The following is a 26,466-nucleotide window of genomic DNA, read 5'->3' as shown; positions in this document are numbered from 1 at the left end:
GCGGGATGACAAGCGCACCCTCCGCCACAAGGCGCTATGCCGACCTTCAGGATTTTGTCGCCGCGCTGGAACGCCGCGGCAGCCTCAAGCGCATCGAAAAGCCGGTGTCACTGTTACATGAGGTGACCGAGATCCATCGCCGCGTGCTTGCCTCCGGCGGACCGGCGCTGCTGTTCGAAAAGCCTGTCAATGCAGCCGGTGAGACCCTGCCAATTCCGCTGCTCGCCAATCTGTTCGGCACGCGCGAGCGGATCGAGTGGGGCTTCGGGCTCCAGAGCGGTGGGATCGGCGAACTCGCGGATCTGCTCGGCGAGTTGCGCGAGCCGCAACCGCCGCGCTCGCTCAAGGAGGCAATGCGAAAACTGCCGCTCTTGCAGTCGGCCCTGGCACTTCGGGTCAAACAGGTTTCCGGCGCGTCCTGTCAACAGGTGATCTGGCGCGGCGATCAGATCGACCTCGGCCGCCTGCCGATCCAGTGGTGCTGGCCGGGGGAGCCGGCGCCGCTGGTCAGCTGGCCTTTGGTGATCACCCGCTCGCCGGACGACCCGAGTGATGTGAATGTCGGCATCTATCGCATGCAGGTGCTCGGCCGCGACAGGCTGATCATGCGCTGGCTCGCCCATCGCGGCGGGGCGAAGCATCATCGCCAGTGGCAGAAGCTCGGACAGGACATGCCGGTCGCCGTGGTGATCGGCGCCGACCCGGCCACCATCCTTGCGGCCGTCATGCCGTTGCCCGAGGGCATGAGCGAACTCGGCTTCGCCGGCGTGCTCAAGCGGCGGCGCAGCCGGGTGGTGAAGGCGGCGAGCCAGCCGCTCTGCGTGCCTGCCAATGCGGAAATCGTGCTGGAGGGCACGGTTTCGACAAGCGAGGTGGCCGAAGAGGGGCCTTATGGCGACCATACCGGCTATTACAATTCGGTCGATCGCTTCCCGGTGATGACGCTGACGGCGATCACCATGCGCAAGAAGCCGATCTATCTCTCGACCTATACCGGCCGGCCGCCGGACGAGCCCTCGAAGCTCGGTGAGGCGATGAACGAGCTGTTCCTGCCGCTGGTGAAGAAGCAGTTTCCCGAGATTTCCGACCTCTGGCTGCCGCCGGAGGCGTGCTCCTATCGCGCCATCGTGGTGTCAATCGACAAGCGCTATCCCGGACAGGCGAAGCGGATCATGATGGGGCTGTGGTCGATGCTGCCGCAATTCAGCTATACCAAGCTGATTATCGCGGTCGATCCCGACATCGACGTGCGCAACTGGCACGACGTGATCTGGGCGCTGTCGACCCGTTTCGACGCCAGCCGCGATGTCACGATCATCCCCGACACACCGATCGACTATCTCGACTTCGCCTCGCCGAAGCCGGGGCTGGGCGGCAAGCTCGGGCTCGACGCCACGACCAAGATCGGGCCGGAAACGGACCGCGAATGGGGGCGGGTGCTGGAGATGGCGCCGGAGGTTTCCGCAAAGGTCGATGCCATGTGGAGCGAACTCGGATTGGAGGATCTGCCATGAGCGTCAAACGCGTCGTGCTGGGCGTCTCCGGTGCATCCGGCGCGCCGATTGCCATGAGGATCGCCGAGCGGCTGGCCGCGCTGGTCGGTGTGGAGACGCATCTGGTCGTGTCGGCGGCGGCGGAGCGGACCTTTGCCCATGAACTGGGAGAGAGGGCGCTGGACCGGCTCGAGGCGCTCTCCGTTCGTCGCTATGCGATCGCTGATATCGGCGCGGCGATCGCCAGCGGTTCGTTTCGCACGTCGGGCATGATCGTTGCGCCGTGTTCGATGTGCAGTCTGTCCGGCATCGCGAGAGGACTTGCCGATACGCTGCTGATCCGGGCCGCGGACGTGCACCTGAAGGAGCGCCGGCCGCTCGTTCTCCTCGCCCGCGAGACGCCGCTGCATCTCGGGCATTTGCGCAACATGGTGGCGGTAACCGAAATGGGCGCGATCGTCATGCCGCCGGTGCCTGCCTTCTACCGACGGCCGGAGACGGTTGATGCTATCGTCGACCATATCGCCGCGCGTGCCATCGATCTGTTGCGGATCACGGACGAGCCGCTGGCGGCCGAATGGGGCGGCGACGTGCCGGGCTAGAAAGTGGTGGCAAGCAGCGGATCGGCGCCGAACAGAAGGGCGTGCCCGCCCAAGAGCAGCCAGCCGGTGATCGCCGCAGCGGTGAGCGCCGAGAGCAGGAGGGGGCCGTCGATCCGCAGCCGGTTGCGGCCCGAAAGAGCGGCGGCGAAGGGTACGAGAGAGGAAGCCTTCGCCATCTGGTCCCAGCGACCGGCGAGACGCTTGCGGGCGCGACGGTCGAGGAGGGCGAATCCCGATACGGTGAACAGCGCCAGCCCGCCGAACAGGATCAGCGAGCGCAGGTCACCGTTCGGCACCAGATGGCCGAGCGACCAGAACAGGAAGCCCCAGAGTACCGGATGGCGGGTGATCGTGGTGATGGCACCGGGGGCCGTTTCCTGCCGCATGGTGATCGACAGGGGATTATTGCTCGCAAGGCCGGCAAGGACGAGGAACACACCGATCGGTGCGGTGACCAGTGTGACCTTCGCCTGCCAGCCGGCGGGCTCCCACAGCGGGATGTAGTCGGTGGTGAGCGCCGCCTGGAACACCCAGGCGAGGACGAGCACAGATACCAGCGAATAGAGCCCGAGATAGGTGCGACGGCCAAGCATGGAAATCGCGCCGGCGCGGATCGGAGGGATGGCCGGCACGGAGTGAAGGGCGAGAAAGGCGCCGAGCGCGATCAAAAGGTTGGTCATGCGAGTGTCATCCGCGATTCCGGCTCAGGGGAGATCAACTGGTGGATCATCGCCTTTTCGGAGGCGACGTGGCGGCGCACGCATTCAAAGAACCCGCGCAGCATGTAGCCGATGGTCTCGAAGGTCATGCCGCAATGGCCGCGCAACATGGCTTTCAGCGTCAGCGAGATTTCCTCGGCGGCGAGGCGGTCGCAGCGGTGCTCGTTCTTCAACCGCTCGATCATCATCGCCGTGAAGCAGGAGCCGGCGCTCCGGTCGAGATCGGGGAAAAGCAGTTGTTCCTCGAAATCTTGCGTTCGGGCCAGAAGCGGGACAACCTGTTCTGCCACTTCGCGGCAGAGGGCCTCGTCGATAGCGAAGGGCAGGCTGTCCGCCAGCTCTTCGAGGCTGCGGCAAAGCCCGAGGAGCTCCTCGTGGTTCTGCCGGAGTGTCTTCAGTTCCTGTTGGTCGAGACTGCGGATGTCGTGCATGGCGAACTCCTCTTCACTGACTGACGAAAAGCACGGTGGCGATGGCGACCGAGGCGAGGACGGCCGAGATGGTACCGCCGCGTTGCAGGACGCCCATGCGGTAGAGCAGGATGGCAAAACCGATGATGATGGGCGTGGCGACGGCAAGGCCGATCTGGGCGTCAGTCATGGAAGAAATCTCCTTTGATGCGGCGACCTTAACTTGGCGACTGTCATTTTTCTTTGTGCTGCCGCAAAGACGCGCCGATCGGCTCTCCTTAAGAAAAAGCCCATGATGACGGGAACAAATATTTCAGCGGTCGCCATCGCGGCCCCGGTCGAGGAGGAGGAGAGCGATGTTCTCCTGCTCTGGGTGCTGGTGTGGAGCGAGCTTGTCGCCTTCGGGATCCTGATCGGCGCCTTTCTGGTCATGTCGGCTTTCGAGCCGGAACGGTTCGCCCTGGCGCGGTTGCATTTGAGCCCCGGGCTCGCGGCCATCAACACGGTCGTGCTTCTCACCAGTGGTTGGCAGGCGGCGGTGGCGGCTCGCCCCACCGCCTCGGCCCGGCAGGTCCGTCGCTCGCTGATCGCGGCGGCCCTGCTGGGTTTCGTTTTCCTTCTCGTCAAGCTCGCCGAATATGCCGGGGAGATCCGCTATGCCGGGGATGCGGCGGTCAGTGGCTTCTTCGAGCTCTACTTCATCATCACCGGTTTCCATCTGCTGCATGTGGTGTTCGGGGCGCTTGTCATGCTCCTGATCGCCTGGCGGCCGACCCGCGGCAACGTCGCGCTGATCACCACGCTTTGGCATGCGATCGATCTGGTCTGGATCGTCATGTTCCCGATCATCTACCTGGCCTGATCCGATGGACCGCTTTTCCCAAGAACGCCTTCACTGGGCTTTCGTCACCGCAAGCGTCCTGGCGGCCGGCGGGGCGATCACCGCCGCGCTCAGCGGCCACATGCTGGTGCCGATCGGCATCGTCCTCATGGCCGCACTTGCCAAGGCGCGCATCATCATCCTCGACTTCATGGGCCTTCGCCACGCCGGTGGCGTGCTGCGTTTCGCGCTCGTCGCCTGGCCGCTGTCCTTCGTCCTGCTGGCGCTTTCGCGCGCCGTCTTTGTGGCGATCGCTGCGCCGGTCTGAGCGATCGGACCTTCGCCCGCTTATTTGCCAAATAGCAAAGAAGGCTTTTCGTCCGCCGCTAGAAAGGGACCATCCCGCAGGACGGCATGAGGGGCGGCCAGGCCGCCGACCGCTGCAGGGGGATTTCACCAGGCCGGCGGCAGAATGAAAGCTGCGGCGAACGAAAGGACCATGGGGATGGCAGAGCGCCTAACCAAGACAGGGGCCCGCAACGTCTTCTATGGCGGGTCCATCTTCTTCTTCACGATCTTCGTGGGCCTGACGGCCCACAGCCACTACTACATGAAGACCACGTCCACCGACGAATCGACGCTGACCGACGGCGTGGCGCGCGGCAAGCACGTCTGGGAAAAGAACTCCTGCATCAATTGCCACACCCTGCTCGGAGAAGGCGCCTATTTCGCGCCGGAAGTGGGCAATGTGTGGGTGCGCTGGGGCGGCAAGGAAGATCCGGAGGGCGCTCGCGAGACGCTCAGATCCTGGATGGCCGCGCAGCCGTCGGGCGTCGAAGGTCGCCGGCAGATGCCGCAGTTCAACCTCAGCGAACAGGAACTGAACGACCTGGCCGATTTCCTCGAATGGACGAGCCGCATCAAGACGCAGAACTGGCCGCCGAACGACGCCGGTTGAGCAAGCGCCGCGACAAGGAGAAACGACAATGAAATACCAAACCCAGAAGGTCGCGATGCTGTACTTTTACGGCGCGCTCGGCCTTTTCCTCGCCCAGGTGCTGTTCGGCGTGCTCGCCGGCACGGTCTACGTGCTGCCCAACACGCTGTCCGAGCTTCTGCCGTTCAACATCGTGCGCATGGTCCACACCAATGCCCTGATCGTCTGGCTGCTGATCGGCTTCATGGGCGCCACCTACTATCTCTTGCCGGAAGAGGCGGAGACGGAACTCTATAGCCCCAAGATGGCGATCGCCCAGTTCTGGATCTTCCTCATCGCCGCAGCGGTTGCCGTGGTCGGCTATCTGTTCGGGATCCACGAAGGCCGCGAATTCCTCGAGCAGCCCTTCATCATCAAGGTCGGCATTGTCGTCGTCATGCTGATGTTCCTGTTCAACATCACGCTGACGGTGCTCAAGGGCCGCAAGACCGTCGTCACCAATATCCTGATCTTCGGGCTCTGGGGTGTCGCGATCTTCTTCCTGTTCGCCTTCTACAACCCGATCAACCTGGCACTCGACAAGATGTACTGGTGGTATGTCGTGCATCTTTGGGTCGAAGGCGTGTGGGAACTGATCATGGCCTCGGTTCTGGCCTTCCTGATGATCAAGCTCAACGGCATCGACCGCGAAGTGGTCGAGAAGTGGCTCTATGTCATCGTCGGCCTGGCGCTTTTCTCCGGCATTCTCGGCACCGGCCACCACTACTACTGGATCGGCGCGCCGGGCTACTGGCAGTGGATCGGTTCGCTGTTCTCGACGCTCGAGGTCGCTCCCTTCTTCACCATGGTGATCTTCACCTTCGTGATGACCTGGAAGGCCGGCCGCAAGCATCCGAACAAGGCAGCGCTGCTGTGGTCGATCGGCTGCTCGGTCATGGCCTTCTTCGGCGCCGGCGTCTGGGGCTTCCTGCACACGCTGTCCTCGATCAACTACTATACCCACGGCACGCAGGTGACCGCAGCCCATGGCCACCTCGCCTTCTTCGGCGCCTATGTCATGCTCAACCTCGCCATCATGGCCTATGCCATTCCCGAAATCCGCGGCCGCCTGCCGTATAACCAGTGGTTGTCGATTGCCAGCTTCTGGATGATGTGCACGGCCATGTCGGTGATGACCTTCGCGCTGACCTTCGCCGGTGTGCTCCAGGTTCACCTGCAGCGTGTGCTCGGCGAGAGCTACATGGCCGTCCAGGACCAGCTCGCGCTGTTCTACTGGGTGCGTCTCGGCTCCGGCGCCGTGGTGCTGGTCTCGGCGCTGATGTTCGCCTGGGCGGTGCTGATGCCCGGCAAGGAAAAGGCGCCGGCCTTCGGCGGCGTCGCCGAACCGGCGGAGTAGTCTTTGCTCCTCCCCGTCGGGGAGGTGGTGGCCCGTCAGGGCCGGATGAGGGGGCGTTCCGCAAGGTCCCCTCATCGTCTCACGGTCGCTCGGCACCTCTCCCCGATCAGGCGGAAGAGGTCGACGAGCCCCGCCACGGGTCGATAACCCAGCCTTGAAGGAAACACCCCATGAACCTCATGCTCACCAATCCGCCCATGCCCGACATTCCGGCCTATTCGCCGGCCGGCAATGAATGCGCCCTGTTCGAGACGGCCTGGACCCGCCAGCTGCCGCTGCTGCTCAAGGGGCCGACCGGCTGCGGCAAGACCCGTTTCGTCGGGCACATGGCCGCCAGGCTCGGCCTGCCGCTGTCGACCGTTTCCTGCCATGACGACCTGGCCGCTGCCGACCTTACCGGCCGCTACCTGCTGAAAGGTGGCGATACGGTCTGGGTCGACGGGCCGCTGACGAGGGCCGTGCGCGAAGGCGGCATCTGCTATCTCGACGAGGTCGTCGAGGCGCGCAAGGACGTGGCGGTCGTGCTGCATCCACTGACCGACGACCGGCGCATCCTGCCGCTCGAGCGCACCGGAGAAGTGTTGAACGCACCGCCCGGTTTCATGCTGGTCGTCTCCTACAACCCCGGTTACCAAAACCTCTTGAAGACGCTGAAGCCGTCGACCCGCCAGCGCTTCGTCGCCATCGAGTTCGATTTCCTGCCAAGGGATCGCGAGATCGCGGTGGTTTCGGCCGAAAGCGGGCTGGACGAGGCGCGGGTCGCCCCGCTGGTCGAGCTTGCCCGGCGTCTGCGGGCGCTCAAAGGACATGATCTGGAAGAGGGTGTCTCCACCCGCCTGCTGGTCTATTGCGCCAGCCTGATCGACGCGGGCCTTGCGCCGAAGGAGGCCGTGCGCTCGGCGATGATCGAGCCGCTGACCGACGAGCCGGACGTGCGCTCGGCCCTTCTCGAACTGGCCAGCGCGGTCATCCGCTAAAGAGGTGCATCATGCTGGACTTCCTGGAATTGGAAGAGACCGTCGGGCGCGCCTGGCACAACATCGCCGGAAATACCCGCACATGGCCGCGCTATCCGGAGGCCGCCGTCCTGCTCGAGGAGGTCCAGCCGGTGCTGTCTGTCTGCTTTCGCGGCTTCGGTGGTGAGCGCGCCGTGCAACTCGCCCCGGCGCGCGGACGAACCTCGAGCCATCGCCTGAAGTTTCGCCAACGACTGGGTCTCGGCGAGGAGAAGCTGGTTCAGCCCGGCCGCGATCACGCGACCGTCATGCTGCCGCCGGTGCTCGATCTACTGCCCAAGGCCGAGCTCAACCGCGATCTCTATGTCTGGCTGGCTGCCGCCATGGCAGTCATGCCGCTCAATCCGGTCTCGGCCAGCGATCCGCTGGCCCGCGACCTTGCCTTGATCGACCGGGCCGGCGAAACGGCTCAGGCGGTGCTCGAGCGTTTTCCCGGTCTCAGGTCCCGCTATCGCACGCTTTGCACCGCCGTCCTGGTGGAGAGGCAGCGCGGCAAGCTGCCGCGCGTCGAGCGACTGGTCGAGGACCGCATCATCGACCTTTTGCGCGAGGGGGCAGGGCTTGCGCCGCTCGCCTATCCCGAACCCTTGCCGACCAGGGCGCCGCCCGGCTACCTGCCGATGATGCCCGTGCCGCTCTGGCCCGATGCGCTGCTGCGCGAGGAGAGCGCGCCGCGCACGGAAGAGGACAGGCCGGCCGCCGGCGGGGACCGTCAGGGCGCCACGACCGGACGCCAGATCGCGACCCGCGAAAAGAGCGACGGCCGCGACAAGGACCGCAGCCCTTTCATTCTCAACCGTTTCGAGAAGATCCTCGCCATGGCGGAGATGGTCAATGTCGATCGCCCCGGTGACGACAGCGACGATCACGATGCGGCGGCTGCCGAGGAACTGGACGAGATGACGCTCGGCGAGCGCAAGGGTCGTCCGTCGGCCCGCTTCCGCTTCGATCTCGATCTTCCGCCCGAGGCGCTCGACCGGACGCCGCTGACGGCGGAGCTGAGCTATCCGGAGTGGGACTATCGGCGCAACGCCTATCTCAAGGATTATTGCCGCGTGCTGGCGGGACCCGCGCCCGAGGAGGCGCAAGGCCCGGAAGCGAGCGCTGCGATGAAGAGCCTGATCCGCCGCGTGCGCCGTCAATTCGAGGTGCTGCGGCCGAAGCACGAGATGCTGAGGGCCCAGCTCGACGGCGCCGATCTCGACCTCGACGCCGTGGTGCGCAGCCGGACCGACCTCAAGGCCGGCGGCGAGGGCAGCGACCGCATCCACCTGATGAGCCGGCCGCAGGCGCATGACTTTGCCGTCACCCTGCTCGTCGATGTTTCGTTGTCCACGGATGCGTGGTTCGACGACCTGCGGGTGCTCGACGTCGAAAAGGAAGCACTTCTTGTGCTGGCCAACGGACTTGCCGCTTGCGGCGACAATCACTCGATCCTGACATTCACGTCGCGCCGCCGCTCCTGGGTGCGCGTCGAGACGGTCAAGGATTTCGGCGAGAAGATGGGGCCCGTGGTGGAGAACCGCATCGCGGCGCTGAAGCCCGGCTATTACACCCGGATCGGCGCGGCCATCCGCCATGCCACGGCCAAGCTCACCGAGCAGCCGAACCGGCGGCAGCTGCTGCTCGTGCTCACCGACGGCAAGCCCAATGACGTCGATCACTACGAGGGGCGCTTTGCGCTCGAAGACAGTCGCCGCGCGGTCATCGAGGCGCGACGCAAGGGTGTCAGGGTGTTCGGCGTGACGGTCGACCGCGACGCGAAATCCTATGTGCCGGCGATCTTCGGCCAGCACGGCTATGCCGTGGTGTCGAACATCGCCCGGTTGCCGGCGGCCCTGCCGGCCATCTATCGCGGCCTTGCCGGCTGAGGCGGACACGGCAAGGCACGCAAAGGGAGGCCCGGCATCGGGGTGGTGCCGGGCCTCTTCTTGTTCAGGGGTAGATTCGGCGGTTCAGGCCGCCTTGGAATGAGTTCGCGCCGACTGGTCGAGATAGGCGTCGAAGCTGGCCGCGACCGCGCGGATGATGAAGCGGCAATCATCCTTGACGGTGATGACCCCCTCGGCCATTTCGGTGATCCCGTCTTCCAGCAGGCGCTGGAACATGGCATTGCCGGACAGCAATTGGTCGACGGCGAAGCCGTGCTGCGCGCACAGGTCCGCCAGATCGGCGCGGAAGTCGCACATCAGTCGTTCGATCACCTGTGCTCTCAGCCGGTCCTCCGCCGTCAGGCGGTAACCCTTGGCGGTGGCGAGCTGGCCGGAGGCGATGCGCTGGGCATATTGGCCGATCGCCACGTCGTTCTGGACATAGCCTTCGGAGGTGCGACCGATGGCCGAGGCGCCGAGCCCGATCAGGGTCTTGCAGGCATCCGTCGTATAGCCCTGGAAATTGCGGTGCAGGTTGCCGGTTTCGGCGGCGCGCGCCAGATCGTCCTGCGGCAGGGCGAAATGGTCGAGGCCGATGCGGCGGTAGCCGGCGGCGACCAGCGTCTCGGCGATGGCTTCGGCCTGGGCATGGCGCGCGGCGGCGTCCGGCAGGGCGTTTTCGTCGATCAGCCGCTGGTGCTTCTTGAATGAAGGGATATGGGCATAGCCGAACACGGCGAAGCGGTCGGGCCGCATGGCGATCGCCGCCCTGGCTGTCTCGATGCAGGATTTCACCGTCTGGTGCGGCAGGCCGTAGATCAGGTCGAAATTGATGCCGTCGATACCGGCGGCGCGCAGCCCGCGGGTTGCCTCGGCCGTCTGTTCCTCGGTCTGGATTCGGTTGATCGCTTTTTGCACCACCGGATCGAAACTCTGGACGCCGAGGCTGGCGCGCGTCACGCCGGACTGGCCGAGCGCCCGGATCATCGCCGGCGTCAGCGTCCGCGGGTCGATTTCAACCGCGATGCCGGCGGATGAGGTGATGTCGAACTCCTGCAGCAGGAAGATCGACAGATCGAGGAATTCCTGCGGCGTCATGATAGTCGGCGTGCCGCCGCCGAAATGGATCTGGCCGACCTTCAGCGGTTTGCCGGCCGCCTTCGCCACCAGTCGAATCTCGCGCTTCAACACGTCGAGATAGTCGAGGATGGGCTGGTCTTTCTGGGTGATCGAGGTGTGACAACCGCAATACCAGCACATCGACCGGCAAAAGGGGATGTGCAGGTAGAGCGAGACGACCTCGCTGGACGGTATGGCGGCCAGCCAGTCGCCATAGGTGCCGGCACCGATGCCCGGGGCAAAGCGCGGTGCGGTTGGATAGCTGGTGTAGCGGGGCAGGCGGGCCTCTCCGTATTTTTCGATCAGTTCGCGGGACATGGGGCTACTCCGGGTTCACAATTATCCCTTGCCTAAACCCGATCGCATTCTTGCTCTTTGCCAAATCCCAAGGAACGAGGCGAAAGGCCAAGTTCGCCTTCGCCGTTTTATTTGCGCGGCGACAAGGTCGATTCCGAGGCTTGGGGCTAGATCCAAGGCATCGGCCGGGCCCGGGCCGTCGATGATGATTTGCGGGTCGAACGGAGACAGGACGAACCAATGACCGATATTGCAGAGACCAGGCCCCATATCGACGTGCGCCTCATTCCGCCGCCGGAACGCCATCCGCGGATTTTCGGAATGCTGCATGCACTGCCGCCGGGGGCGGCAATGTTGATCACCAGCGATCATGATCCCCGTCCGCTTCAGTATCATCTGCAGTCGAACTTCTCCGGCCTGTTCGGCTGGGAATATCTCGAGCAGGGCCCTGAGGTGTGGCGGGTGGCGATCGAACGGCTGAACGCGGCGGCCGCGGTCGGCGCCGATACCGGGTCCAATTGCGGTTGCGGCTGCGGCGGGGCCCATTGAGCGGATCGCCGTCGACGGCGCCGCAATGAGGAGACGGACATGCCGGGTGCGAGCCTTTCCCGCTGGACGATGGCCTATTTCGCGGCCGGCTGCGTCTTTCTGCTGCTGGCCGAGGGACTGCTGCTCACGGGCTACGGTTATCCCGGAGCAGCGATCGAGGCGCCGCCGACATTGGCTGTCGTTCATCTCATGACCACCGGCTGGTTCGGTCTGCTGATGTCCGGCGCCTTGCTGCAGTTCGTGCCGGTTCTGGTGGCCAAGCCTTTGAAGGGCGGCGGCGCGGCACTGCCGGGCCTCGCTGCAATCGTCATCGGGGAGGCCTCACTCGTGCTCGGCTTCATGCTCATGGACAGGGGCGGGGCTTTCGCGGCCCCGCTGCTCTCGTTCGGCGCCCTGGGCCTTTCCGCAGGCTACCTGACGATCGCCGGCATTGTCGGCATCACGCTTGCCAGTGCATGGCCGTTAGCCCTGCCGGCCCAATTTGTCGGCCTCGGACTGGTCGCGCTGCTGGCGACGCTCGGGCTCGGGGCGACATTCGCGCTCGCCCTCTCCGGCTATCTGCCGTCGTCCTGGACCGGTTTCCTGCCGACCGGGCTGCCGCTGCATGCGGCGCTCGGCCTTGGCGGCTGGTTGACGGTCTCGGCGGTCGGCGTCAGCTACAAGCTGCTGCCAATGTTCCTGCTGTCGCCGGATAGCGCCTCCCGCGGAGCCAGGCGGGTCTGGCTGGCGGGCGCGGCGTCGATCGCCATGCTGCTGGCCGCCGTGTTCCTGTCGGCAAACGATGGTGATGCTGGCTTCGTAACGTCGGCCCTGACTCTGGCCCTTGTGTTTTGCCTCACCGCCCTGGGGTTCTACGCCGTCGATCTTCATGCCATCTATCATGCCCGTCGGCGGCCGAAGCTCGAGCTCAACAGTCTTGCCAGCATCGCAGCCTTTGCCGCACTTTTTGTCGGCGCGGGCTGGCTCGGTGTGGCAGCGGTGGCCGGGCGTCTGGCAACCGACATCGCCCCCATCGTCTATCTTCTTGGTTTCGGATGGCTGACGGGGCTCGGCCTCGCCAAGCTCTTCAAGATCATTCCCTTCCTGACCTGGCTCGAATGCTACGGGCCTGTCCTGGGGCGCGTTCCCACCCCGCGCGTGCAGGATCTCGTCAGTGAGCCGCGCGGCCGGCGCTGGTTCCTGTTGTTCCACGCCGGGGTGCTGCTGGCGACCCTGGCGCTGGCGCTCGATCAGGGCTTGCTCTTTCGCGCCGGCGCCGGATTGCAGCTTGGCGGAAGCATCGCGCTGGTCGCCGAATTCCTGCGCACGCGCCGGCTTCTGGAAATAGTGCCCGACAAACGCTTGCCTGCCGGAGCCATCCGTCCCAATTTCTTCCTGCCGTCCCTTCAGCCCACGAGGTCCAGATGACACACGCCTACAAAGAACTCGACGTCCGGCCGATCCTGCGCAATGGCGGTGAACCGTTCCAGGCGATCATGGAAGCCGTTCAGTCCCTCAAGCCGGGCGAGGGACTTCGCCTCATCGCCACGTTCAAGCCCGAACCGCTGTTTCGCGTCATGGGACAGCGCGGCTTCTCGCACGAGGCATCGGAAATCGGCGGTGGCGAATGGGAGGTGCTGTTTACGCCCGAAGCGGGCGGGCCGGCCGATGTCGCGGTTTCCGACGATGCGGTGTCCGCGGCGACGTGGGCCGAACCGGTTTTCCACCTCGACCTGACCGAGCTCGATCCGCCAGAGCCGATGGCGCGCATTCTGTCCAAGACCGAACTCATGGATCCCGGCGAGGTGCTGTTCGCCTTGCTGTCGCGCGAGCCGGTGTTCCTGATGCCGGAACTGGAAAAGCGTGGTCACCAGTGGGTCGGCAATTACGACGAGACGGGAACCGCCTATCGCATGCTTATCCGCATCGGCGAGACGCAGGAGTGAGGTGATGGACGTCGACAGCCTGCCGGGGCTTGCTGGAGAAATCGTCGCCGCGCTCAAGGGGATCACGGATCCCGAGATCGGCGGCAATATTGTCGATCTCGGCCTGATCTACGATGTGACGGTCGATGTCGGCGGCAGAGCGCTCGTCGTCATGACGACAACGTCGCGTGGCTGCCCTGCCGCCGGATTCCTGCAACAGGCGGTGCAGGCGGCCGTCGAGGCGGTCGACGGGGTCAATGCGGCGGTTGTGGAACTGACCTACATCCCGCATTGGACGCCCGATCTCATCCGGTCCGGCGTCTTTCCGGCAACCGTCCGTCACTGATCACCGATGATCGACATGGTTTGAGATGCAGCAGCGTGAACGCCGGACTGTGGGTCTCAGCGATCGGCCAGCCCGACGCGCCGGACGCGGGTCAGCATCGGCCCGTACTCGACGACGAACAGAGCGAATGCAGCGATCCAGAACAAGCCTGCCGCCGCGTAGAGTGTCGTCATATGGTTCGGCATGAGGTCGGCCGCGGGCCGCAGGAGTGCGGCGAGCAGGATCGACGCGTATGAAAATGTCGTGGTGCGGGAGCCGGCCAGGACACGGCCGGTGTGGCCTCTGGTTGCGCGGGTCATGACGGCCAGCATCATCGTTGCCATGGCACCGACCGTCAGCACATGGAGTACCGAATTGGCGCCAAGATAGTCTTGTGTGCCCAGTGCGATCGCCAGAAACCCCAAGGGGATGAAGGCGTAGGCGGTGTGCAGGATGAAGAGCAGTTTTTCCGCAAAGACTGCGTGCCCTCGCCAGCGTTTCAGGCGCACGATGTGCAGGCCGAAGGCGACAAGGGCGATCAGGCCCGTCAGGTGGCTCTCTGGCAATAGCGTCCAGCCGCCGAGCGCCATGGCTCCGCCGGCGATCGCGACGGTGTCAAAGGTGCTGAAGGGGATCGGGAACAGCTTTTCCCCGCGCTGGTTCAGCCAGTTGCGCGAGAAACTGGGAATGATGCGGCCGCCCATGATCATAATGAGGACGGTATAGGCCGAAACAGCCAGTCTCTGGGCCAAGCCGCCGTGTTCACCGATCAGTGCCGCCACATGAAATCCGATATTGGCGGCGGACAGTAAGGCCAGCACTATCAGAACCTTGAGGTCCTTCCATTTTCGCCCCGCGACGATTTCGCGGGCGAAGATCAGGAGCAGTGCGGGCAGGAACAGGCTGTCAATGGCAATGGCGATCCCGATACCGCTCAGGTCGGGTTGCAGCAGCACGATGCGGCCTGCGACCCACAGGCCGAATAGCGCCATCAGAGGGCGGCCGGAGACCGGGAGCCGACCCGTCCAGTTCGGGACGGAGGTCAGCAGGAAGCCCGCCACCACCGCGGGGGCAAAACCGAACAGCATTTCATGGGCATGCCAATGCGCGGCGCCATAGGAGCCGCCAACCGGCAGTCCGCATGTCAAGGCGAGAATCCACAGGGCCATCACCATGATCGCCATCAGGGCGGCGCCGAGGAAGAACGGCCGGAAGCCATAGGAGAAGAGGACCGGGCCGGTTGTCGCCAGGCCGCGCGGAATGCCGCCGCTACGTCGTTTCTGTGGACCGGCCATGGGGGAGGCTCCGTGGTTTTGATAAAGCGCAAGCATTGATACGGTGCGATGCACCAATTCTCTTTGATCGCGCGCAAGCAAAACATTGTTCTGTCAATATATTCAGCGTCTTCCAAAGCACGGTTTCTGCCAAAATGACGCAGGGGGACCCGCGCCAGAGGAAGTTTGTGCTGGCACAAATTGCGCAGTGCAGTGCGGGCGTAAAACCATTCTCGACCGGACGACATTCGCTCCGCTCTACTCTAAAGGAGATAATCCGATGACCGAGAAGTTTCAGGTAACTCGCCGCACGATCCTGGCCGGTGCGGCCTTCGCCGGCGCACTGGCGCCGATCGTCATGCCGACCGCAGCTCGCGCCGAAGGCGGCAACATCAAGACCAACGCTTCCGCGACCGCTGCCGACATCGCCAAGCTTCCCCGCGTCAAGGTCGACCTGGTCAAGCCTCCCTTCGTCCATGCCCACACGCAAAAGGCCGAGGGCGGACCGAAGGTGGTCGAGTTCACCATGACCATCGAGGAAAAGAAGCTCATCGTCGATGACCAGGGAACCGAGGTTCATGCCATGACCTTCGACGGTTCGGTCCCCGGCCCGCTGATGGTCGTCCATGAAGGCGACTATGTCGAGCTGACGCTGATCAATCCCGAAACCAACACGCTGCAGCACAATATCGACTTCCACTCCTCGACCGGTGCCCTGGGTGGCGGTGCACTCACTATCGTCAACCCCGGCGAGAAGACCATCTTGCGGTTCAAGGCCACCAAGGCCGGCGTCTTCGTCTACCATTGCGCACCTCCCGGCATGGTTCCGTGGCACGTCACTTCGGGTATGAATGGCGCGATGATGGTTCTGCCGCGCGACGGCCTGAAGGATCACAAGGGCAACGAGCTGGTCTATGACAAGGTCTACTATGTCGGCGAACAGGATTTCTATGTGCCGAAGGACGAGAAGGGCAATTTCAAGAAGTATGAGACTGCCGGCGACGCCTATCAGGACGTCCTGCAGGTCATGCGCACCCTGACCCCCAGCCATATCGTCTTCAACGGCGCGGTCGGCGCCCTGACCGGCGAAAATGCCCTCAAGGCCGAAGTTGGTGATCGCGTGCTGATCGTCCATTCGCAGGCCAACCGCGACACCCGTCCGCACCTGATCGGCGGCCATGGCGACTATGTCTGGGCCACCGGCAAGTTCCACAACCCGCCGGAAACCGACCAGGAAACCTGGTTCATCCCGGGTGGCGCTGCCGGGGCTGCCTATTACACCTTCCTGCAGCCGGGCATCTACGCCTATGTCAACCACAACCTGATCGAGGCCTTCGAACTCGGTGCCGCCGCCCACTTCGCCGTTACGGGCGACTGGAACGACGATCTGATGACCTCGGTTCTCGCTCCCTCGGCCAGCTGATCGGCCGATGCTTAAGCCCATGCCCGCGCGCTGTGCGGGCATGGGTCTCTTCCCAAATCAATCGACTGCCTCTGGAAGGTCGTCATGTCCGCTCTTAGCTCACCCCATCTTTCATCGAGCGTTTCGATCGCCCTGCCGGCCTTGCTGATGCTGGCGTTTGCCGGAGGGCTTGCCTTTCAAGCCGGGCTGTTCCGGCCGGCCACGACCGATATCCCGGTACCCGCCACCATCCGCATCGAGCCGCACAGCTTCACCTATCGACCCGCCGGCGAGTTCTACAAGAACGGCTTTGCCGTCGATGCGCCGAAGGTGGAGATCAAGCGGACGCGGACGCTCGACATCATGAAATATCAGGTCACCACCGCCGAATATGACGCTTGCGTGGCCGAGGGGGCTTGCCCTGCTCGCGAGCAGCAAACCCCGTCCTCGCTGGACCTGCCGGCCACCGGCATCAGCCATGATGATGCCACGGCCTATGCCCTGTGGCTGAGCCGCCGTACCAATGCTGTCTGGACCCTGCCCAGCGACGAGGACCTCGCCTTCGCGGCCGGGTCGAAATTCCCCGACGATGCCCTCGGGGTCGATCCCGACAGCAAGAACCCGGCGCTGCGCTGGTTGGCCGACTACCAGCGGGAGGCCTCGCGCAAGGCGTCCCGTGATCCGACGCCGCAGTCCCTGGGGCGCTTCGGCGAGGGCGAATACGGTCTTGCCGATTTCGCCGGCAATGTCTGGGAATGGACGACGACCTGCAACCGCAAGGTCACGCTCGCGGAGGGCGGGGTGACAGCCAGCGCCAGCGAGAGCTGCGGCATTTACATCGCATCCGGCAAGCACCGGTCCCCGCTCAGCTCCTTCATCCGCGACCCGAAAAGCGGCGGATGCTCGGTCGGAACGCCGCCGGACAATGTCGGCTTCCGGCTGGTTCGGGACAATACCTGGTATTCGAGGCTAGTTTTTACCTTTCGTCACGCGGCATCCTAGTCTAGAAGGGCAATTCAGTTTGTAGCCATGAATTGTATCGCTCGCCGCCCGGCTTTTCCGGGCGACGGGCGCGCGCAGAAAGGAACAGCGGCGGTGAAGATCGATCGGACCGTCGTCAAGGCTCTTCCCCTGTTCGACCGGATGAGCGACGAGGATCTCGACAAGCTTCTTGGCCACGCCGCAGCCCGGCGGGTTCCTCAGGGTGAATCGGTTTTCGAACAGGGTCAGCCGGCGGTCAGCTTCTATCTGCTGCTGCACGGACGCCTGAAGGTGACGCAGGTGACCGAAGACGGCCAGCAGATCATCGTGCGGGTCGTACATCCCGGTGATCTCTTCGGTTTTGCCAAGGCGCTTCAGCGCACCGACTATCCGGGAACGGCGATCGCCGCGGCCGAAAGCCTGACGCTTGGCTGGCCGACCGATCTGTGGCCCAGTTTCGTCGAACACAATCCCCGGCTTGCGGTGACGGCGATGCAGACCATCGGGCAGAGGCTCGAGGAGGCGCATACGCGTATCCGCGAAATGTCGACCCAGGAGGTCGAGCGGCGCGTGGCCCATGTGGTGCTGCGGCTGGCGCGCAAAGCGGGTCGCAAGGAGGAAGGCGGCATCCGGATCGACTTCCCGATTTCACGCCAGGACATTGCCGAGATGACCGGGACGACACTGCATACCGTGTCGCGCATTCTCAGCGCATGGGAAGGCCTAGGCCTTGTCGAAGGCGGGCGGCAGAAACTGCTTGTACGCAATATCCCGGGCCTGTCCGAATTGGCCGAAGGGCTCAAGGATCACTCGTGAGCCTGCGAATGAGAATGTTCTGCAATTTGCGCTTTGTTAGTTGCGCAAGCTCAAAGAAGCCTCACCCTGAACATCGTATCTCCTGTTCCAACGGATCCGAAGGGTCCTGATTTCAAGGAGATAGAGAAATGTCCATGATGTTGAAGCGCCTTGCCGCCACCGCTGTCGTGCTTGCAGCCTTTGCCGGTTCCGCCGCCGCTGCCGACCACGAAGTCTTCATGCTGAACAAGGGCAAGGACGGCGCCATGGTCTTCGAACCGGCCGGTGTGAAGATCGCCGCCGGCGACACCGTCACCTTCGTCCCGACCGACAAGGGTCACAATGCCGAGATCATCAAGGGTCTGCATCCGGAAGGTGCCGCCGAGTTCAAGGGCAAGATGAACGAGAAGATCACCGTGACCTTCGACGTTCCGGGCGCCTATGGCGTGAAGTGCGCGCCGCATGTGGGCATGGGCATGGTCGCCCTGGTGGTCGTCGGCGATGCGCCGGCCGACCTTGAAGCCTACAAGGGCGTGAAGGTGCCGAAGAAGGCTCAGGAACGTCTCACCGCCGCGCTGGCTTCGCTCAAGTAAGGTCGGGTCACTCGCCTCTGCAAGCCCGTTCCGGCTCAACCGGAACGGGCTCTTTCATGCGCGCGGCCCGAGGGCGCACGGCGTGCCGCAGATTGCGTCACCATGGCTTTGCTTCTAGTCTGAGGATGAAGCACAAGCAGGACAGACGCGTGAAAGCATGTATCGCATATGGTCTGATCATCGCCGGCCTGATGGTCGCCGGATCGGCTGCCGCGAATGAATGGCAGCCTGTTGAAAAGGTCCAGAATTACTCCGTCACGGGAAAGAATGGACCGGAGCTCTATGAATCGATTGGCGCCAGGGGTCCGAAGCTGGCCATCGGGGTCCGGTCGATCGCCCATACCAGCTTCGCCCTGACGTGGAGCCGGAAATATGAAACCCGCGGTGACACATGCGTGCTGGCGAGCGCCAGACCGAAGCTCATCATCACTTATGTTCTGCCAAAGGCGGCAAATCCCCTGCCGGGCCCGGTCCAGGGGAACTGGAACAGCTTCATTGCGGGCGTGACCGAGCACGAACGGGTGCATGGCGATTACATCATCGACATGGTGCGAAAGATCGAGGCGGCGACCGTCGGCTTGACGGTGCCCGGCGATCCCAAGTGCCGCAAGATCCGGGAAGAAATGACGAGGCGGCTGGGCGCGCTTTCTAATGAACAGCGCCAGCGCAGCCGAGATTTCGATCGCGAAGAACTCAATCCCGGCGGGAATGTGCACACGCTGATCCTGCAATTGGTGAACGGTGGATAGCCGGCGGCTCACCGGTTCACATTGACACGCAAAGTGGTTGTGTCCGGCGGTGGCGGGTCGACCGGGGCGAATGGAGAACAATCCGAGGTTTTCCGTGGAGACGCTGCCCAGGCCCGTACGCCATTACGCCACAATCCCAAGTGAAGAGTAAGGTTAGACTAACTTAAAGATCCGAAAAGTTATATGAAATATAGCTTATTTACAATAAGTTAGCCGTCGGCATCGGCCGCCCGGCGAGCAACATCAGGACGGTCACCTCGGCAATTGCGCAACCCCCAATTCTGTGCAACAAATTACGTGTGGTTGCGTTTGGGAGAGCCCGACCACGCTAGGGAGCGGAAGTATTATCCATGGCATACGGGGCGGTTGGAGGCTGCTCCGCTGATGACAATCAGGAAGTATTTTTGGGAGGAAAGCCATGTCGCGGGCCGAAATGTCCGACCACTTGCTTTCGATAAAATCGGCGTTGGTGATCGACGATCATCCGCTCTATTGCGATGCTCTCGCCACCACGATGGAGAGCATATTCAATACCCGACGGATTCGAACAGCGACTTCGCTGGGCGAGGCGCTGCAGCAATTGCGGATGCGCTTCTCGCCCGATCTGATCATGCTTGATCTGAATTTGCCGGATGCCTCCGGTTTGAGCGGTTTCCTCAAGATCAAGGAGCGCACACCGGATATTCCGGTCATCGTCATTTCCGCGATCACGACGGAGGGCATCGTCCAATCCGTGCTTGCGGCCGGGGCGGCGGGCTTCATCCCGAAGGATACGGGGCGCCAGACCTTCCAGGATGCGATGCGTGACATCTGGAACGGCAAGACCTATGTGCCGCCGGGGTTCACGCATCCGGCGCGGGCGCAAGCGACCGACCGATCCGTGGAAACCATATCGCGCAAGATCGCCCATTTGTCGCAACAGCAGACCCGCATCCTCAGCCTGATCTGCGAAGGCATGCCGAACAAGCTGATCGCCTATGAGATGCAGCTGGCGGAAGCGACGGTCAAGGCGCATATCACCGCCCTGCTGCGGCGTCTTGGCGTGCACAATCGCACGCAGGCGGCCATGCTGGTGCGAGAGGTCTCGATCCGCCACAGCCTGCAATGACGGAGCCGCAGATGGTGGCCGGTCTTGTCCATCCGCAGGGCAGCGCAGCGGTCCTTGAGGACCTGGATCAACGGCCGGCGAAGGCCGTCCGCATCGCGGTTTCCCATGCCGAGGACCCGGTGACGGCGCTTGCCGAGATTCGACGCCAGCTCGCGCATGCCCGGCCGAGCTTCATCCTGCTGTTCGTGCCGAGCCGGCTTTCGCCCGAAGGCCTCGCCGCCGCACTGCCGGCGGCCTTGCCGGATGCCGTGGTCTTCGGCTGCACGACGGCGGGACAGATCACGCCACGTGGTTATGAAGACGACGCCCTGGTGGCGCTTGCCTTCGAGCGCAGCCATTTCCGCGTTGCCTCGACACTGTTCGTCCCCATTTCGCCAGTGTCTATCGCCGAGGTGGTGCAGCAGACCGAGCGATTGTCTGAGCAGTTTCGCGCCACGCCCGGGCGCCAGCGTTTGGCGCTCATTTTCGCCGACGGGCTGTCGAAGCAGGAAGACATCCTGGTGGCGGCGCTGGAAGCGGGATTGAAGGACATCCCCGTCTTCGGCGGCTCGGCCGGTGACGGCCTGCGGTTCGAGCGGACCCAGGTCCTGCGCAATGGCGAGTTCCACAGCAATGCGGCGCTGCTGTTGCTGCTCGAGACGGATCTCGCCTTCTGCGGTCTCGGTTTCGATCATTTCCAGCCCACAGAGAGCCGGATGGTCGTGACCAAGGCCGTCCCCGAGGAGCGACTGGTGCTGGAGATCAACGGCGCTCCCGCGGCGCAGGAGTATGCGCGCCTGGTCAAGGTGCCAGTCGGCGCCCTTTCGCCGACCATCTTTGCCGAAAACCCGGTCCTCGTGCGCAATGGCAATATCTATCACGTGCGGGCAATCCAGCAGATCCACGGCGAGAATGGCCTGACCTTTCTGTCCGCGATCGATGACGGCTTGCTGCTGACGCTCGGTCGCGGCAAGGAGATCATTCGCACGCTGGACAGCGGCCTGACGGTCACCGACCGGCAGGGAGAGCCGCCGGACTTCATTCTCGGCTTCGACTGCTATCTGCGCAAGCTGGAAATCGACCGCAAGGGGCTGGAGGCCGAGGCTTCCGGCCGGTTCCGCGAGCGCCGCGTCGTCGGCTTCAGCACCTATGGCGAACAGCATCTGGGCGTGCACGTGAACCAGACCTTCGTCGGCGTCGCCTTCTTTCGTCCCAGGGGGAGCGCGCCGCTGTGATCGATCCCAATGATCCGTATGAGATCCAGATCGCCAAGCAGGCGAAGATCATCGATGCGCTGATCAATCGCGCCGAGCGCGGCCACGAGGTCGGCGGCACCGCCTATTCGCTGTTCCAGTCGGCCATCGCGCTGCAAGCCGAGGTGTGGGAGAAGACCAAGGATCTGGAAAAGGCGCTGGATACCCTCGGACGGGCATCCAGCGAGCTGGAAATCGCCTATCAGGCGCAGGAGCGCATTCAGCGCAATCTCGCCGACGCGATGGTGGCCATGGAGGGGGGCTTCGCGCTCTTTTCCGAAGACCGGCTACAGGTCTGCAACAGCCAGTTTCGCCAGTTGCTGCCGGATGTCGAGTCGATCATCAAACCGGGTCTCGCCTTCGACGACTATCTCGCGGCCGTCAATGCCAGTCGATACCTGGTCCATGAGGAGGGCGAAGGATCAAAGGCGCGAGGTCGGCTGGCCGTGACCGCCCAGGGGCCTTCCGGCCAGCGTTTTTCCTCCTTCGTCATGGCGCTGCGCAACGATCGCTGGTTCCAGATCTCCTATCGCCAGACCAGTTCCGACAATATGGCGGTGCTGCAGACGGAAATCACCGACCTGGTCCGCGAGAACCGTCGCGAGAAGAACCGGCTTATCGACCAGCAGGCGCACCTGCTGCAGGCGGCCTTCGACCATATGTCGCTTGGCGTGTGCACCTTCTCCTCGACCGGCGAACTTCTGGTGCGCAACGAGCGGTTTGGTGAACTGCTCGGAATTCCGCTGCCGCTGTTAAAGAAGGGAACGCGGTTCCAGCGCATCATCGAGCACATCGAACGGCATGAAATTCTCGACAGGACGTCTCAGGACCCGGAGATATCGAATTGGTTCAAGGCGCTTTTGCGGGGCGAGACGATCCAGCAGCGCTTTCGCCGGCGCGACGGCATGAGCCTCGACATGCGGGTGCATTCGCTGCCCGACGGCGGGTTCATCGTCTCGATCATGGACATCACCGCAGAGACGGAGGCGGCCGCGCTTCTCGAACGGCGCGTGCGGGAGCGGACCGCCGAGCTGACCGAAGCGAACCGGCTGTTGCAGAAGCATGCCGCCGAGCAGACGAAGATCGAGGCTGCGCTTCGGCAGGCGAAGGAAGTGGCCGAGGCGGCGCATACGTCCAAGACCCGCTTCCTCGCAGCGGCCAGCCATGACCTGCTGCAGCCGATCAATGCCGCAAAGCTCTATCTCTCCACCCTCACAGAAACGGTCGAGCAGGCCGAAGCCAAGGAAGTGGTGAACCGCCTCAATCGATCCTTCAACTCGATTGAGACCTTGCTACAGGCGCTGCTCGACATTTCGCGTCTCGATAGCTCTGGCGTCGAGTTCAATGTCACGTCCTTCAGCCTTGGGAATATGCTTCAGGGCCTGGCGGAAGACCTGGCGCCGCTCGCGGCGGAGAAGGGCATCAAGCTCACCATCCTGCCGACGACCCGTTGGGTGACGAGCGACCAGCGCTACCTGATGCGTTGCGTGCAGAACCTGGTGGTCAATGCCATCCAGTATACGGAACGCGGCCGCGTTCTTGTCGGGTGCCGCATGGCCGAAGGCCGGCTGCGCATCGAGGTCTGGGACACCGGAATCGGCATCTCTGACCATGACCAGGCGCGGGTTTTCAAGGAATTCACCCGCGGCAGCGGTGGCAAGGGCACCGGCATGGGGCTCGGCCTGTCGATCGTCGAGCGCGCCTGCCGGCATCTCGATCATGCGCTGAAGCTCAAGTCCCGCCCAGGCCATGGCACCATGTTCTCCATCGAAGTGCCGCTTGCCGCTGCCGAATATGGTGGGCATGGCGAGAGCCCGGTCGCCGAGGCCCCGCCCGAGGGCAGCCTCGATCTGATCGTCATGGTGGTCGAGAATGATGCCGACGAGCTCAATGCCATGACCAGAAAGCTGGAGAACTGGGGGGCCAGCGTGTTGGCGGCCAGCTCGACCGCGGAGGCCCTGGCGCTGATGCAGGAAATCGGCACGCCGCCCGATATTCTGCTTGCGGATTACCAGCTGGACGACGAGGACACCGGCATTGACACCATCCGGACATTGCGGGCCATGGCCGGCGAGGAGATACCGGCGGTCATCATTTCGGCCAACCGTGAGCGCGAGCTCCTGCTTCTTGCCCGCGAAATGTCTTTCACCGTGCTCAACAAGCCCGTCCAGCTCGTCCGGCTGAGGGCATTGATCGACTGGCAGACCCGAGGCCGCGCGGCTTGAGCCAATACCGACCAATGTCTGCGGTGACTAACGGGTGCAGGGGGCTAGGCTCTAAGGAAAAGGGAGGATTTCGATGCGTGTCTTTCTGCTTCTTCTCGCCCTGTTCGGCGGGTCGACAGCGCCGCTGTCGGCGGCGGAAACCTATGATCTGCTGTTCCGCAAGGGAGCGCTCGCCGGGCTTCTCGCCTCGCCCCCGCCGGCGGCAGGCGAAGAAGGTCGAGACATCCTCGTCTACGACCGGATCGTCTCACCCCTCAAGAAGGACGAATCTGGCGACACCGACACGATCGGCCTGCAGTTGACCTCGGACGACAATGCCGCGCTGATCCTGCATCGTGGACCGCAGATGCGTATGATCGGCACCTTCCCGGCATCGGTCGGCAACCCGCTGATCATGTACTTCCTCGAAACTGCGGTCGCGGACATCGCAAAGCAGTCGGGCGGGAGCCCGTTCTACATGCGCAACCGCATCAAGGAGGCGCTGCTGAAGGATGCCGAGATCGTGCCGGTCTCGGTTCGTATCGGTGATCGCGACGTTGCCGCAAGGCAGGTGACCATCCGGCCCTTCGCCGAGGACAAGGCGCGTGGGCAGATGGGGCGGTTCGCCGAACTGGCACTCGCCGTCACCGTCTCGCAGGATGTGCCGGGCTGGTACTATTCGTTGAAGGCGTCCGTTCCCGAGGGATCGACGCCCGCCGATATCGGTTATTCTAACGCCATCACTCTTACCCAGGGCGGGAATGCGAAACCATGAAGCGGCTCCTGATCGGCCTTGCCCTGGCACTGGCGGCCGGCTCCGCCGGGGGGCAGGGCATGCCCGAGAGGCTAAACGACTATCCCACCGAGGCGCGCACCGACTATGTCTTCGGCTGCATGGCGACCAACGGACAGACCCGCGAGGTCTTGCGCAAATGCGCCTGTTCGATCGACATCATCGCATCGATCCTGCCTTACGAGAAATATGTAGAGGCGGAGACGGTACTTTCCTTGCAGCAGGGAAGCGGTGAGCAACTGGCCATGTACAAGACCGCCGTCGTGTCGCAGACCATGGTGGCCGAACTCAGGCGTGCCCAGGCGGAAGCCGAGATGTTGTGCTTCTGAAGCATCCACCCAAGTCTAAGGACGGGACAGGACAGGGACAGACCAGGACGGCTCAGGCCGGCGGTCGCTTCGGCAGGACCCGATCGAAGACATTGCCCTCGGTGTCGACAGCGTGCACCACGAAATCGGGTGAGCCGTCGTCCAGGTAGCTGAAGCGGAAGACCGGGTTTTCGCTGATCGAGATTCCGCCCTCCAGTGCGAACAACAGGTCCTTGCCCTGGCGGACTTCGAGTTCGGTGATGAAATGCGCACCGATGAAGAGCTGGGTGATCTGGTCGCGCTGTAGCCCGGAATAGTTCGGGTGGCGGATCATGATCTGCGCCTCGCGCCGCCCGCTTTGAGCCGGGGCGGTGGAATCGAACAATCTGAGCCGCATCTCGCCCATGCCGGCGAGCGCCGCGGAAGGATCCTTGGTCGCGGGAGCGGAGCATCCACCGGAAGCCTTGACGAAACGCCCGGTCATGTAGCTGCCGTCCGGCGTGTCGGCGATGACGCGGATGTTGGAATACTGGTTGACCCGCACGCGGGTCTCGAACTTCAGCGGCATCATGGAGGGACCGAAGCGGATTTCGGCGGCGAGTGGTGCGGGGTTCTCGTCGATCACCAGCTTGATCGCCTGTATCGGCCCGGTGCCAGCCTCCCTTTGTTCGATGACGACCGGCACCGTCGCCGCGTCGTTGGCGCGATAGGGCGCCGTTACCGTCAGTAGGGCGGAACCGTCGCTGAGCGGGACCTCGCCGGCGATGGCATCCTTGATCGTCGCCCAAGTCGCGCCTTCGACAAGCGGATTGTCGGAGACGGGCTCTTCGGCGACGGCCAGCCCGGCGATGAGCAGGAAGGACATTCCGGCTAGAACCTGGCGCATCATGGCAGAGCCCCTCTTCTTCCAAGGACCGGACGCGGTGCCGATCCGCTTGATAGCATATCATACGCCCAGGCGCCGTTGCGCAGAACCAAGCCTTTCGGATGTGTTGCGGGGCTTGTGTGCCGGTCGCAGGCTGGATGACGAAGGCCGTCGCGGAGACGGATGCGGAGGTGAGGTGTGTTCGAGGCATTCGTTGCAATCTGCCTGCTGGCATCGGGCGATGCGCAGGCCGGCACGCCAGCGCAACCGCGATGCCGGACGGCACTCTTGCCCGGCTATGCGTCGGAGAGCCAAGCGGATTGCGAGGCGGGCGTGCGCGCCAAGCCACCCTGTTGTTTTGCACTGAGAACTGACCCGGGATTGCGGGAAATTATCACTGAGATTTGACCCATGTTTCAATCATCCCTCGCGAGGTTTCAGCGGGGGCTCTGGAGTGATCGACATGGCGTTACTGAGCGTAATCCGACGCTGGCATTTTCGAGAGCATCTATCGATCCGGGAGATTTGCCGCAGGACCGGCCTGTCCCGGAACACTGTCCGCAAGTACCTGCGCCTGGACAGCGTGGAGCCGAAGTTCAAGGTCCCGGAGCGGCCGAGCAAGCTTGATCCGTTCGCGGATCGGCTGTCGGCCTGGCTGAAGACGGAATCGAAGAAGGGCCGCAAGCAGAAGCGCACCCTGAAGC

The 26,466-nt window shown here is 63.7% G+C and carries 28 protein-coding genes and 1 pseudogene; 23 read left to right on the top strand and 6 right to left on the bottom strand.

Going from position 1 to position 26,466, the window contains the following annotated elements:
* The first annotated feature begins 5 nt into the window (after window positions 1–5).
* A complete protein-coding gene (locus RHIZ70P_RS17370) occupies window positions 6–1,514 on the top strand; it encodes a UbiD family decarboxylase (RefSeq protein WP_235842264.1) in 1,509 nt (502 codons plus the stop codon).
* Window positions 1,511–2,095 (top strand): UbiX family flavin prenyltransferase, encoded by a 585-nt coding sequence (locus RHIZ70P_RS17365; RefSeq protein WP_115671746.1) that lies wholly within the window; start codon window positions 1,511–1,513, stop codon window positions 2,093–2,095. Before RHIZ70P_RS17370 ends, RHIZ70P_RS17365 begins: the two co-directional genes overlap by 4 nt.
* Here the strand turns inward: RHIZ70P_RS17365 and RHIZ70P_RS17360 are convergent.
* The 3 genes from RHIZ70P_RS17360 to RHIZ70P_RS17350 are packed head-to-tail and all read right to left on the bottom strand — an operon-like array spanning window position 2,092 to window position 3,414.
* Entirely contained in the window at window positions 2,092–2,775 is a 684-nt protein-coding gene (locus RHIZ70P_RS17360) for an NnrU family protein (RefSeq protein ID WP_115671745.1), read from the bottom strand. The two genes, RHIZ70P_RS17365 and RHIZ70P_RS17360, sit on opposite strands and share 4 nt — an antisense overlap.
* Complete coding sequence (locus RHIZ70P_RS17355) at window positions 2,772–3,245, bottom strand: hemerythrin domain-containing protein (RefSeq protein WP_115671744.1); 474 nt, start codon at window positions 3,243–3,245, stop codon at window positions 2,772–2,774. Before RHIZ70P_RS17355 ends, RHIZ70P_RS17360 begins: the two co-directional genes overlap by 4 nt.
* Window positions 3,246–3,258: 13 nt before the next feature.
* Window positions 3,259–3,414: a hypothetical protein gene (locus tag RHIZ70P_RS17350; protein WP_115671743.1), complete on the bottom strand. Its 156-nt coding sequence runs from the start codon at window positions 3,412–3,414 to the stop codon at window positions 3,259–3,261.
* 102 nt (window positions 3,415–3,516) lie between these two features.
* Between RHIZ70P_RS17350 and RHIZ70P_RS17345 the strand changes: the two genes are divergently transcribed.
* From RHIZ70P_RS17345 to RHIZ70P_RS17320, 6 genes are all read left to right on the top strand, one after another.
* Window positions 3,517–4,086, top strand: coding sequence for a cytochrome c oxidase subunit 3 (locus RHIZ70P_RS17345; protein WP_115671742.1), 570 nt, complete (start codon window positions 3,517–3,519; stop codon window positions 4,084–4,086).
* Window positions 4,087–4,090: 4 nt separating this feature from the next.
* Window positions 4,091–4,372: a cytochrome C oxidase subunit IV family protein gene (locus RHIZ70P_RS17340; protein ID WP_181904056.1), complete on the top strand. Its 282-nt coding sequence runs from the start codon at window positions 4,091–4,093 to the stop codon at window positions 4,370–4,372.
* A gap of 177 nt (window positions 4,373–4,549) precedes the next feature.
* Window positions 4,550–5,002 (top strand): c-type cytochrome, encoded by a 453-nt coding sequence (locus RHIZ70P_RS17335; RefSeq protein ID WP_115671830.1) that lies wholly within the window; start codon window positions 4,550–4,552, stop codon window positions 5,000–5,002.
* Between the two features lie 28 nt (window positions 5,003–5,030).
* Window positions 5,031–6,377, top strand: a complete 1,347-nt coding sequence (locus RHIZ70P_RS17330) for a cbb3-type cytochrome c oxidase subunit I (RefSeq protein ID WP_115671740.1) — start codon at window positions 5,031–5,033, stop codon at window positions 6,375–6,377.
* A 170-nt stretch (window positions 6,378–6,547) separates the two neighbouring features.
* Complete coding sequence (locus RHIZ70P_RS17325; RefSeq protein WP_115671739.1) at window positions 6,548–7,354, top strand: CbbQ/NirQ/NorQ/GpvN family protein; 807 nt, start codon at window positions 6,548–6,550, stop codon at window positions 7,352–7,354.
* 11 nt (window positions 7,355–7,365) lie between these two features.
* Window positions 7,366–9,264 (top strand): nitric oxide reductase activation protein NorD, encoded by a 1,899-nt coding sequence (locus RHIZ70P_RS17320; RefSeq protein WP_115671738.1) that lies wholly within the window; start codon window positions 7,366–7,368, stop codon window positions 9,262–9,264.
* Between the two features lie 84 nt (window positions 9,265–9,348).
* Here RHIZ70P_RS17320 and hemN read toward each other — a convergent pair whose 3' ends face one another.
* Window positions 9,349–10,701 carry an oxygen-independent coproporphyrinogen III oxidase gene (gene hemN / locus RHIZ70P_RS17315; RefSeq protein WP_115671737.1) on the bottom strand — a complete coding sequence of 451 codons (1,353 nt, stop codon included), beginning with the start codon at window positions 10,699–10,701 and terminating at the stop codon, window positions 9,349–9,351.
* Between the two features lie 219 nt (window positions 10,702–10,920).
* Between hemN and RHIZ70P_RS17310 the strand changes: the two genes are divergently transcribed.
* The 4 genes from RHIZ70P_RS17310 (at window position 10,921) to RHIZ70P_RS17295 (ending at window position 13,479) form a co-directional block, all read left to right on the top strand.
* Window positions 10,921–11,229 carry a DUF2249 domain-containing protein gene (locus RHIZ70P_RS17310; protein ID WP_115671736.1) on the top strand — a complete coding sequence of 103 codons (309 nt, stop codon included), beginning with the start codon at window positions 10,921–10,923 and terminating at the stop codon, window positions 11,227–11,229.
* A gap of 69 nt (window positions 11,230–11,298) precedes the next feature.
* Window positions 11,299–12,636 carry a hypothetical protein gene (locus RHIZ70P_RS17305; RefSeq protein WP_235842263.1) on the top strand — a complete coding sequence of 446 codons (1,338 nt, stop codon included), beginning with the start codon at window positions 11,299–11,301 and terminating at the stop codon, window positions 12,634–12,636.
* Window positions 12,633–13,154 (top strand): DUF2249 domain-containing protein, encoded by a 522-nt coding sequence (locus RHIZ70P_RS17300; protein ID WP_115671734.1) that lies wholly within the window; start codon window positions 12,633–12,635, stop codon window positions 13,152–13,154. Before RHIZ70P_RS17305 ends, RHIZ70P_RS17300 begins: the two co-directional genes overlap by 4 nt.
* 4 nt (window positions 13,155–13,158) lie before the next feature.
* Window positions 13,159–13,479 carry a metal-sulfur cluster assembly factor gene (locus RHIZ70P_RS17295; protein WP_115671733.1) on the top strand — a complete coding sequence of 107 codons (321 nt, stop codon included), beginning with the start codon at window positions 13,159–13,161 and terminating at the stop codon, window positions 13,477–13,479.
* Between the two features lie 56 nt (window positions 13,480–13,535).
* Here the strand turns inward: RHIZ70P_RS17295 and RHIZ70P_RS17290 are convergent, their stop codons facing one another.
* Entirely contained in the window at window positions 13,536–14,789 is a 1,254-nt protein-coding gene (locus tag RHIZ70P_RS17290; RefSeq protein WP_419178311.1) for an NnrS family protein, read from the bottom strand.
* 223 nt (window positions 14,790–15,012) lie between these two features.
* Here RHIZ70P_RS17290 and nirK point away from each other — a divergent pair, with 223 nt between their 5' ends.
* The 10 genes from nirK (at window position 15,013) to RHIZ70P_RS17240 (ending at window position 24,918) form a co-directional block, all read left to right on the top strand.
* Complete coding sequence (nirK, locus tag RHIZ70P_RS17285) at window positions 15,013–16,155, top strand: copper-containing nitrite reductase (RefSeq protein WP_115671731.1); 1,143 nt, start codon at window positions 15,013–15,015, stop codon at window positions 16,153–16,155.
* 84 nt (window positions 16,156–16,239) lie between these two features.
* Window positions 16,240–17,136 carry an SUMF1/EgtB/PvdO family nonheme iron enzyme gene (locus RHIZ70P_RS17280; RefSeq protein WP_115671730.1) on the top strand — a complete coding sequence of 299 codons (897 nt, stop codon included), beginning with the start codon at window positions 16,240–16,242 and terminating at the stop codon, window positions 17,134–17,136.
* A gap of 93 nt (window positions 17,137–17,229) precedes the next feature.
* On the top strand, window positions 17,230–17,931 hold the full coding sequence (locus RHIZ70P_RS17275) for a Crp/Fnr family transcriptional regulator (protein WP_115671729.1): 702 nt from the start codon (window positions 17,230–17,232) through the stop codon (window positions 17,929–17,931).
* 128 nt (window positions 17,932–18,059) lie between these two features.
* A complete protein-coding gene (locus RHIZ70P_RS17270) occupies window positions 18,060–18,503 on the top strand; it encodes a pseudoazurin (protein ID WP_115671728.1) in 444 nt (147 codons plus the stop codon).
* A 191-nt stretch (window positions 18,504–18,694) separates the two neighbouring features.
* A complete protein-coding gene (locus tag RHIZ70P_RS17265) occupies window positions 18,695–19,252 on the top strand; it encodes a DUF922 domain-containing Zn-dependent protease (protein ID WP_419178310.1) in 558 nt (185 codons plus the stop codon).
* Between the two features lie 418 nt (window positions 19,253–19,670).
* Window positions 19,671–20,360: a response regulator gene (locus RHIZ70P_RS17260; RefSeq protein ID WP_115671726.1), complete on the top strand. Its 690-nt coding sequence runs from the start codon at window positions 19,671–19,673 to the stop codon at window positions 20,358–20,360.
* A gap of 11 nt (window positions 20,361–20,371) precedes the next feature.
* Entirely contained in the window at window positions 20,372–21,574 is a 1,203-nt protein-coding gene (locus tag RHIZ70P_RS17255; protein WP_115671725.1) for an FIST N-terminal domain-containing protein, read from the top strand.
* Window positions 21,571–23,817, top strand: coding sequence for a PAS-domain containing protein (locus RHIZ70P_RS17250; RefSeq protein ID WP_115671724.1), 2,247 nt, complete (start codon window positions 21,571–21,573; stop codon window positions 23,815–23,817). Before RHIZ70P_RS17255 ends, RHIZ70P_RS17250 begins: the two co-directional genes overlap by 4 nt.
* A 73-nt stretch (window positions 23,818–23,890) precedes the next feature.
* Entirely contained in the window at window positions 23,891–24,571 is a 681-nt protein-coding gene (locus tag RHIZ70P_RS17245) for a hypothetical protein (protein ID WP_115671723.1), read from the top strand.
* Window positions 24,568–24,918, top strand: coding sequence for a hypothetical protein (locus RHIZ70P_RS17240; protein ID WP_115671722.1), 351 nt, complete (start codon window positions 24,568–24,570; stop codon window positions 24,916–24,918). The genes RHIZ70P_RS17245 and RHIZ70P_RS17240 overlap by 4 nt, the downstream gene beginning before the upstream one ends.
* Window positions 24,919–24,970: 52 nt before the next feature.
* Here the strand turns inward: RHIZ70P_RS17240 and RHIZ70P_RS17235 are convergent, their stop codons facing one another.
* Entirely contained in the window at window positions 24,971–25,786 is an 816-nt protein-coding gene (locus tag RHIZ70P_RS17235) for a quinoprotein dehydrogenase-associated SoxYZ-like carrier (RefSeq protein WP_235842262.1), read from the bottom strand.
* Window positions 25,787–26,225: 439 nt separating this feature from the next.
* On the opposite strand from RHIZ70P_RS17235, the pseudogene RHIZ70P_RS17230 reads away from it, so the two are divergent.
* Window positions 26,226–26,466: pseudogene (locus RHIZ70P_RS17230) on the top strand (winged helix-turn-helix transcriptional regulator); the annotation flags it as partial.

Origin of the sequence: Paenirhizobium selenitireducens ATCC BAA-1503 (assembly GCF_900492185.1) — a bacterium.
GTDB lineage: Bacteria > Pseudomonadota > Alphaproteobacteria > Rhizobiales > Rhizobiaceae > Allorhizobium > Allorhizobium selenitireducens_A.
This window is presented reverse-complemented; position numbering and strand designations above follow the sequence as displayed.

Excerpts from the sequence above, each read along its gene's own strand:
- RHIZ70P_RS17325 (WP_115671739.1), top strand. The coding sequence starts at position 6,548 with ATGAACCTCATGCTCACCAATCCGCCCATGCCCGACATTCCGGCCTAT.
- RHIZ70P_RS17360 (WP_115671745.1), bottom strand. The coding sequence starts at position 2,775 with ATGACCAACCTTTTGATCGCGCTCGGCGCCTTTCTCGCCCTTCACTCC.
- RHIZ70P_RS17260 (WP_115671726.1), top strand. The coding sequence starts at position 19,671 with ATGTCGCGGGCCGAAATGTCCGACCACTTGCTTTCGATAAAATCGGCG.
- RHIZ70P_RS17280 (WP_115671730.1), top strand. The coding sequence starts at position 16,240 with ATGTCCGCTCTTAGCTCACCCCATCTTTCATCGAGCGTTTCGATCGCC.
- RHIZ70P_RS17235 (WP_235842262.1), bottom strand. The coding sequence starts at position 25,786 with ATGATGCGCCAGGTTCTAGCCGGAATGTCCTTCCTGCTCATCGCCGGG.
- RHIZ70P_RS17355 (WP_115671744.1), bottom strand. The coding sequence starts at position 3,245 with ATGCACGACATCCGCAGTCTCGACCAACAGGAACTGAAGACACTCCGG.
- RHIZ70P_RS17310 (WP_115671736.1), top strand. The coding sequence starts at position 10,921 with ATGACCGATATTGCAGAGACCAGGCCCCATATCGACGTGCGCCTCATT.
- RHIZ70P_RS17320 (WP_115671738.1), top strand. The coding sequence starts at position 7,366 with ATGCTGGACTTCCTGGAATTGGAAGAGACCGTCGGGCGCGCCTGGCAC.
- nirK (WP_115671731.1), top strand. The coding sequence starts at position 15,013 with ATGACCGAGAAGTTTCAGGTAACTCGCCGCACGATCCTGGCCGGTGCG.
- RHIZ70P_RS17265 (WP_419178310.1), top strand. The coding sequence starts at position 18,695 with ATGGTCGCCGGATCGGCTGCCGCGAATGAATGGCAGCCTGTTGAAAAG.
- RHIZ70P_RS17335 (WP_115671830.1), top strand. The coding sequence starts at position 4,550 with ATGGCAGAGCGCCTAACCAAGACAGGGGCCCGCAACGTCTTCTATGGC.
- RHIZ70P_RS17365 (WP_115671746.1), top strand. The coding sequence starts at position 1,511 with ATGAGCGTCAAACGCGTCGTGCTGGGCGTCTCCGGTGCATCCGGCGCG.
- RHIZ70P_RS17255 (WP_115671725.1), top strand. The coding sequence starts at position 20,372 with ATGGTGGCCGGTCTTGTCCATCCGCAGGGCAGCGCAGCGGTCCTTGAG.
- RHIZ70P_RS17290 (WP_419178311.1), bottom strand. The coding sequence starts at position 14,789 with ATGCTTGCGCTTTATCAAAACCACGGAGCCTCCCCCATGGCCGGTCCA.
- RHIZ70P_RS17295 (WP_115671733.1), top strand. The coding sequence starts at position 13,159 with ATGGACGTCGACAGCCTGCCGGGGCTTGCTGGAGAAATCGTCGCCGCG.
- RHIZ70P_RS17300 (WP_115671734.1), top strand. The coding sequence starts at position 12,633 with ATGACACACGCCTACAAAGAACTCGACGTCCGGCCGATCCTGCGCAAT.
- RHIZ70P_RS17245 (WP_115671723.1), top strand. The coding sequence starts at position 23,891 with ATGCGTGTCTTTCTGCTTCTTCTCGCCCTGTTCGGCGGGTCGACAGCG.
- RHIZ70P_RS17305 (WP_235842263.1), top strand. The coding sequence starts at position 11,299 with ATGGCCTATTTCGCGGCCGGCTGCGTCTTTCTGCTGCTGGCCGAGGGA.
- RHIZ70P_RS17350 (WP_115671743.1), bottom strand. The coding sequence starts at position 3,414 with ATGACTGACGCCCAGATCGGCCTTGCCGTCGCCACGCCCATCATCATC.
- hemN (WP_115671737.1), bottom strand. The coding sequence starts at position 10,701 with ATGTCCCGCGAACTGATCGAAAAATACGGAGAGGCCCGCCTGCCCCGC.
- RHIZ70P_RS17270 (WP_115671728.1), top strand. The coding sequence starts at position 18,060 with ATGTCCATGATGTTGAAGCGCCTTGCCGCCACCGCTGTCGTGCTTGCA.
- RHIZ70P_RS17345 (WP_115671742.1), top strand. The coding sequence starts at position 3,517 with ATGATGACGGGAACAAATATTTCAGCGGTCGCCATCGCGGCCCCGGTC.
- RHIZ70P_RS17370 (WP_235842264.1), top strand. The coding sequence starts at position 6 with ATGACAAGCGCACCCTCCGCCACAAGGCGCTATGCCGACCTTCAGGAT.
- RHIZ70P_RS17330 (WP_115671740.1), top strand. The coding sequence starts at position 5,031 with ATGAAATACCAAACCCAGAAGGTCGCGATGCTGTACTTTTACGGCGCG.
- RHIZ70P_RS17340 (WP_181904056.1), top strand. The coding sequence starts at position 4,091 with ATGGACCGCTTTTCCCAAGAACGCCTTCACTGGGCTTTCGTCACCGCA.
- RHIZ70P_RS17240 (WP_115671722.1), top strand. The coding sequence starts at position 24,568 with ATGAAGCGGCTCCTGATCGGCCTTGCCCTGGCACTGGCGGCCGGCTCC.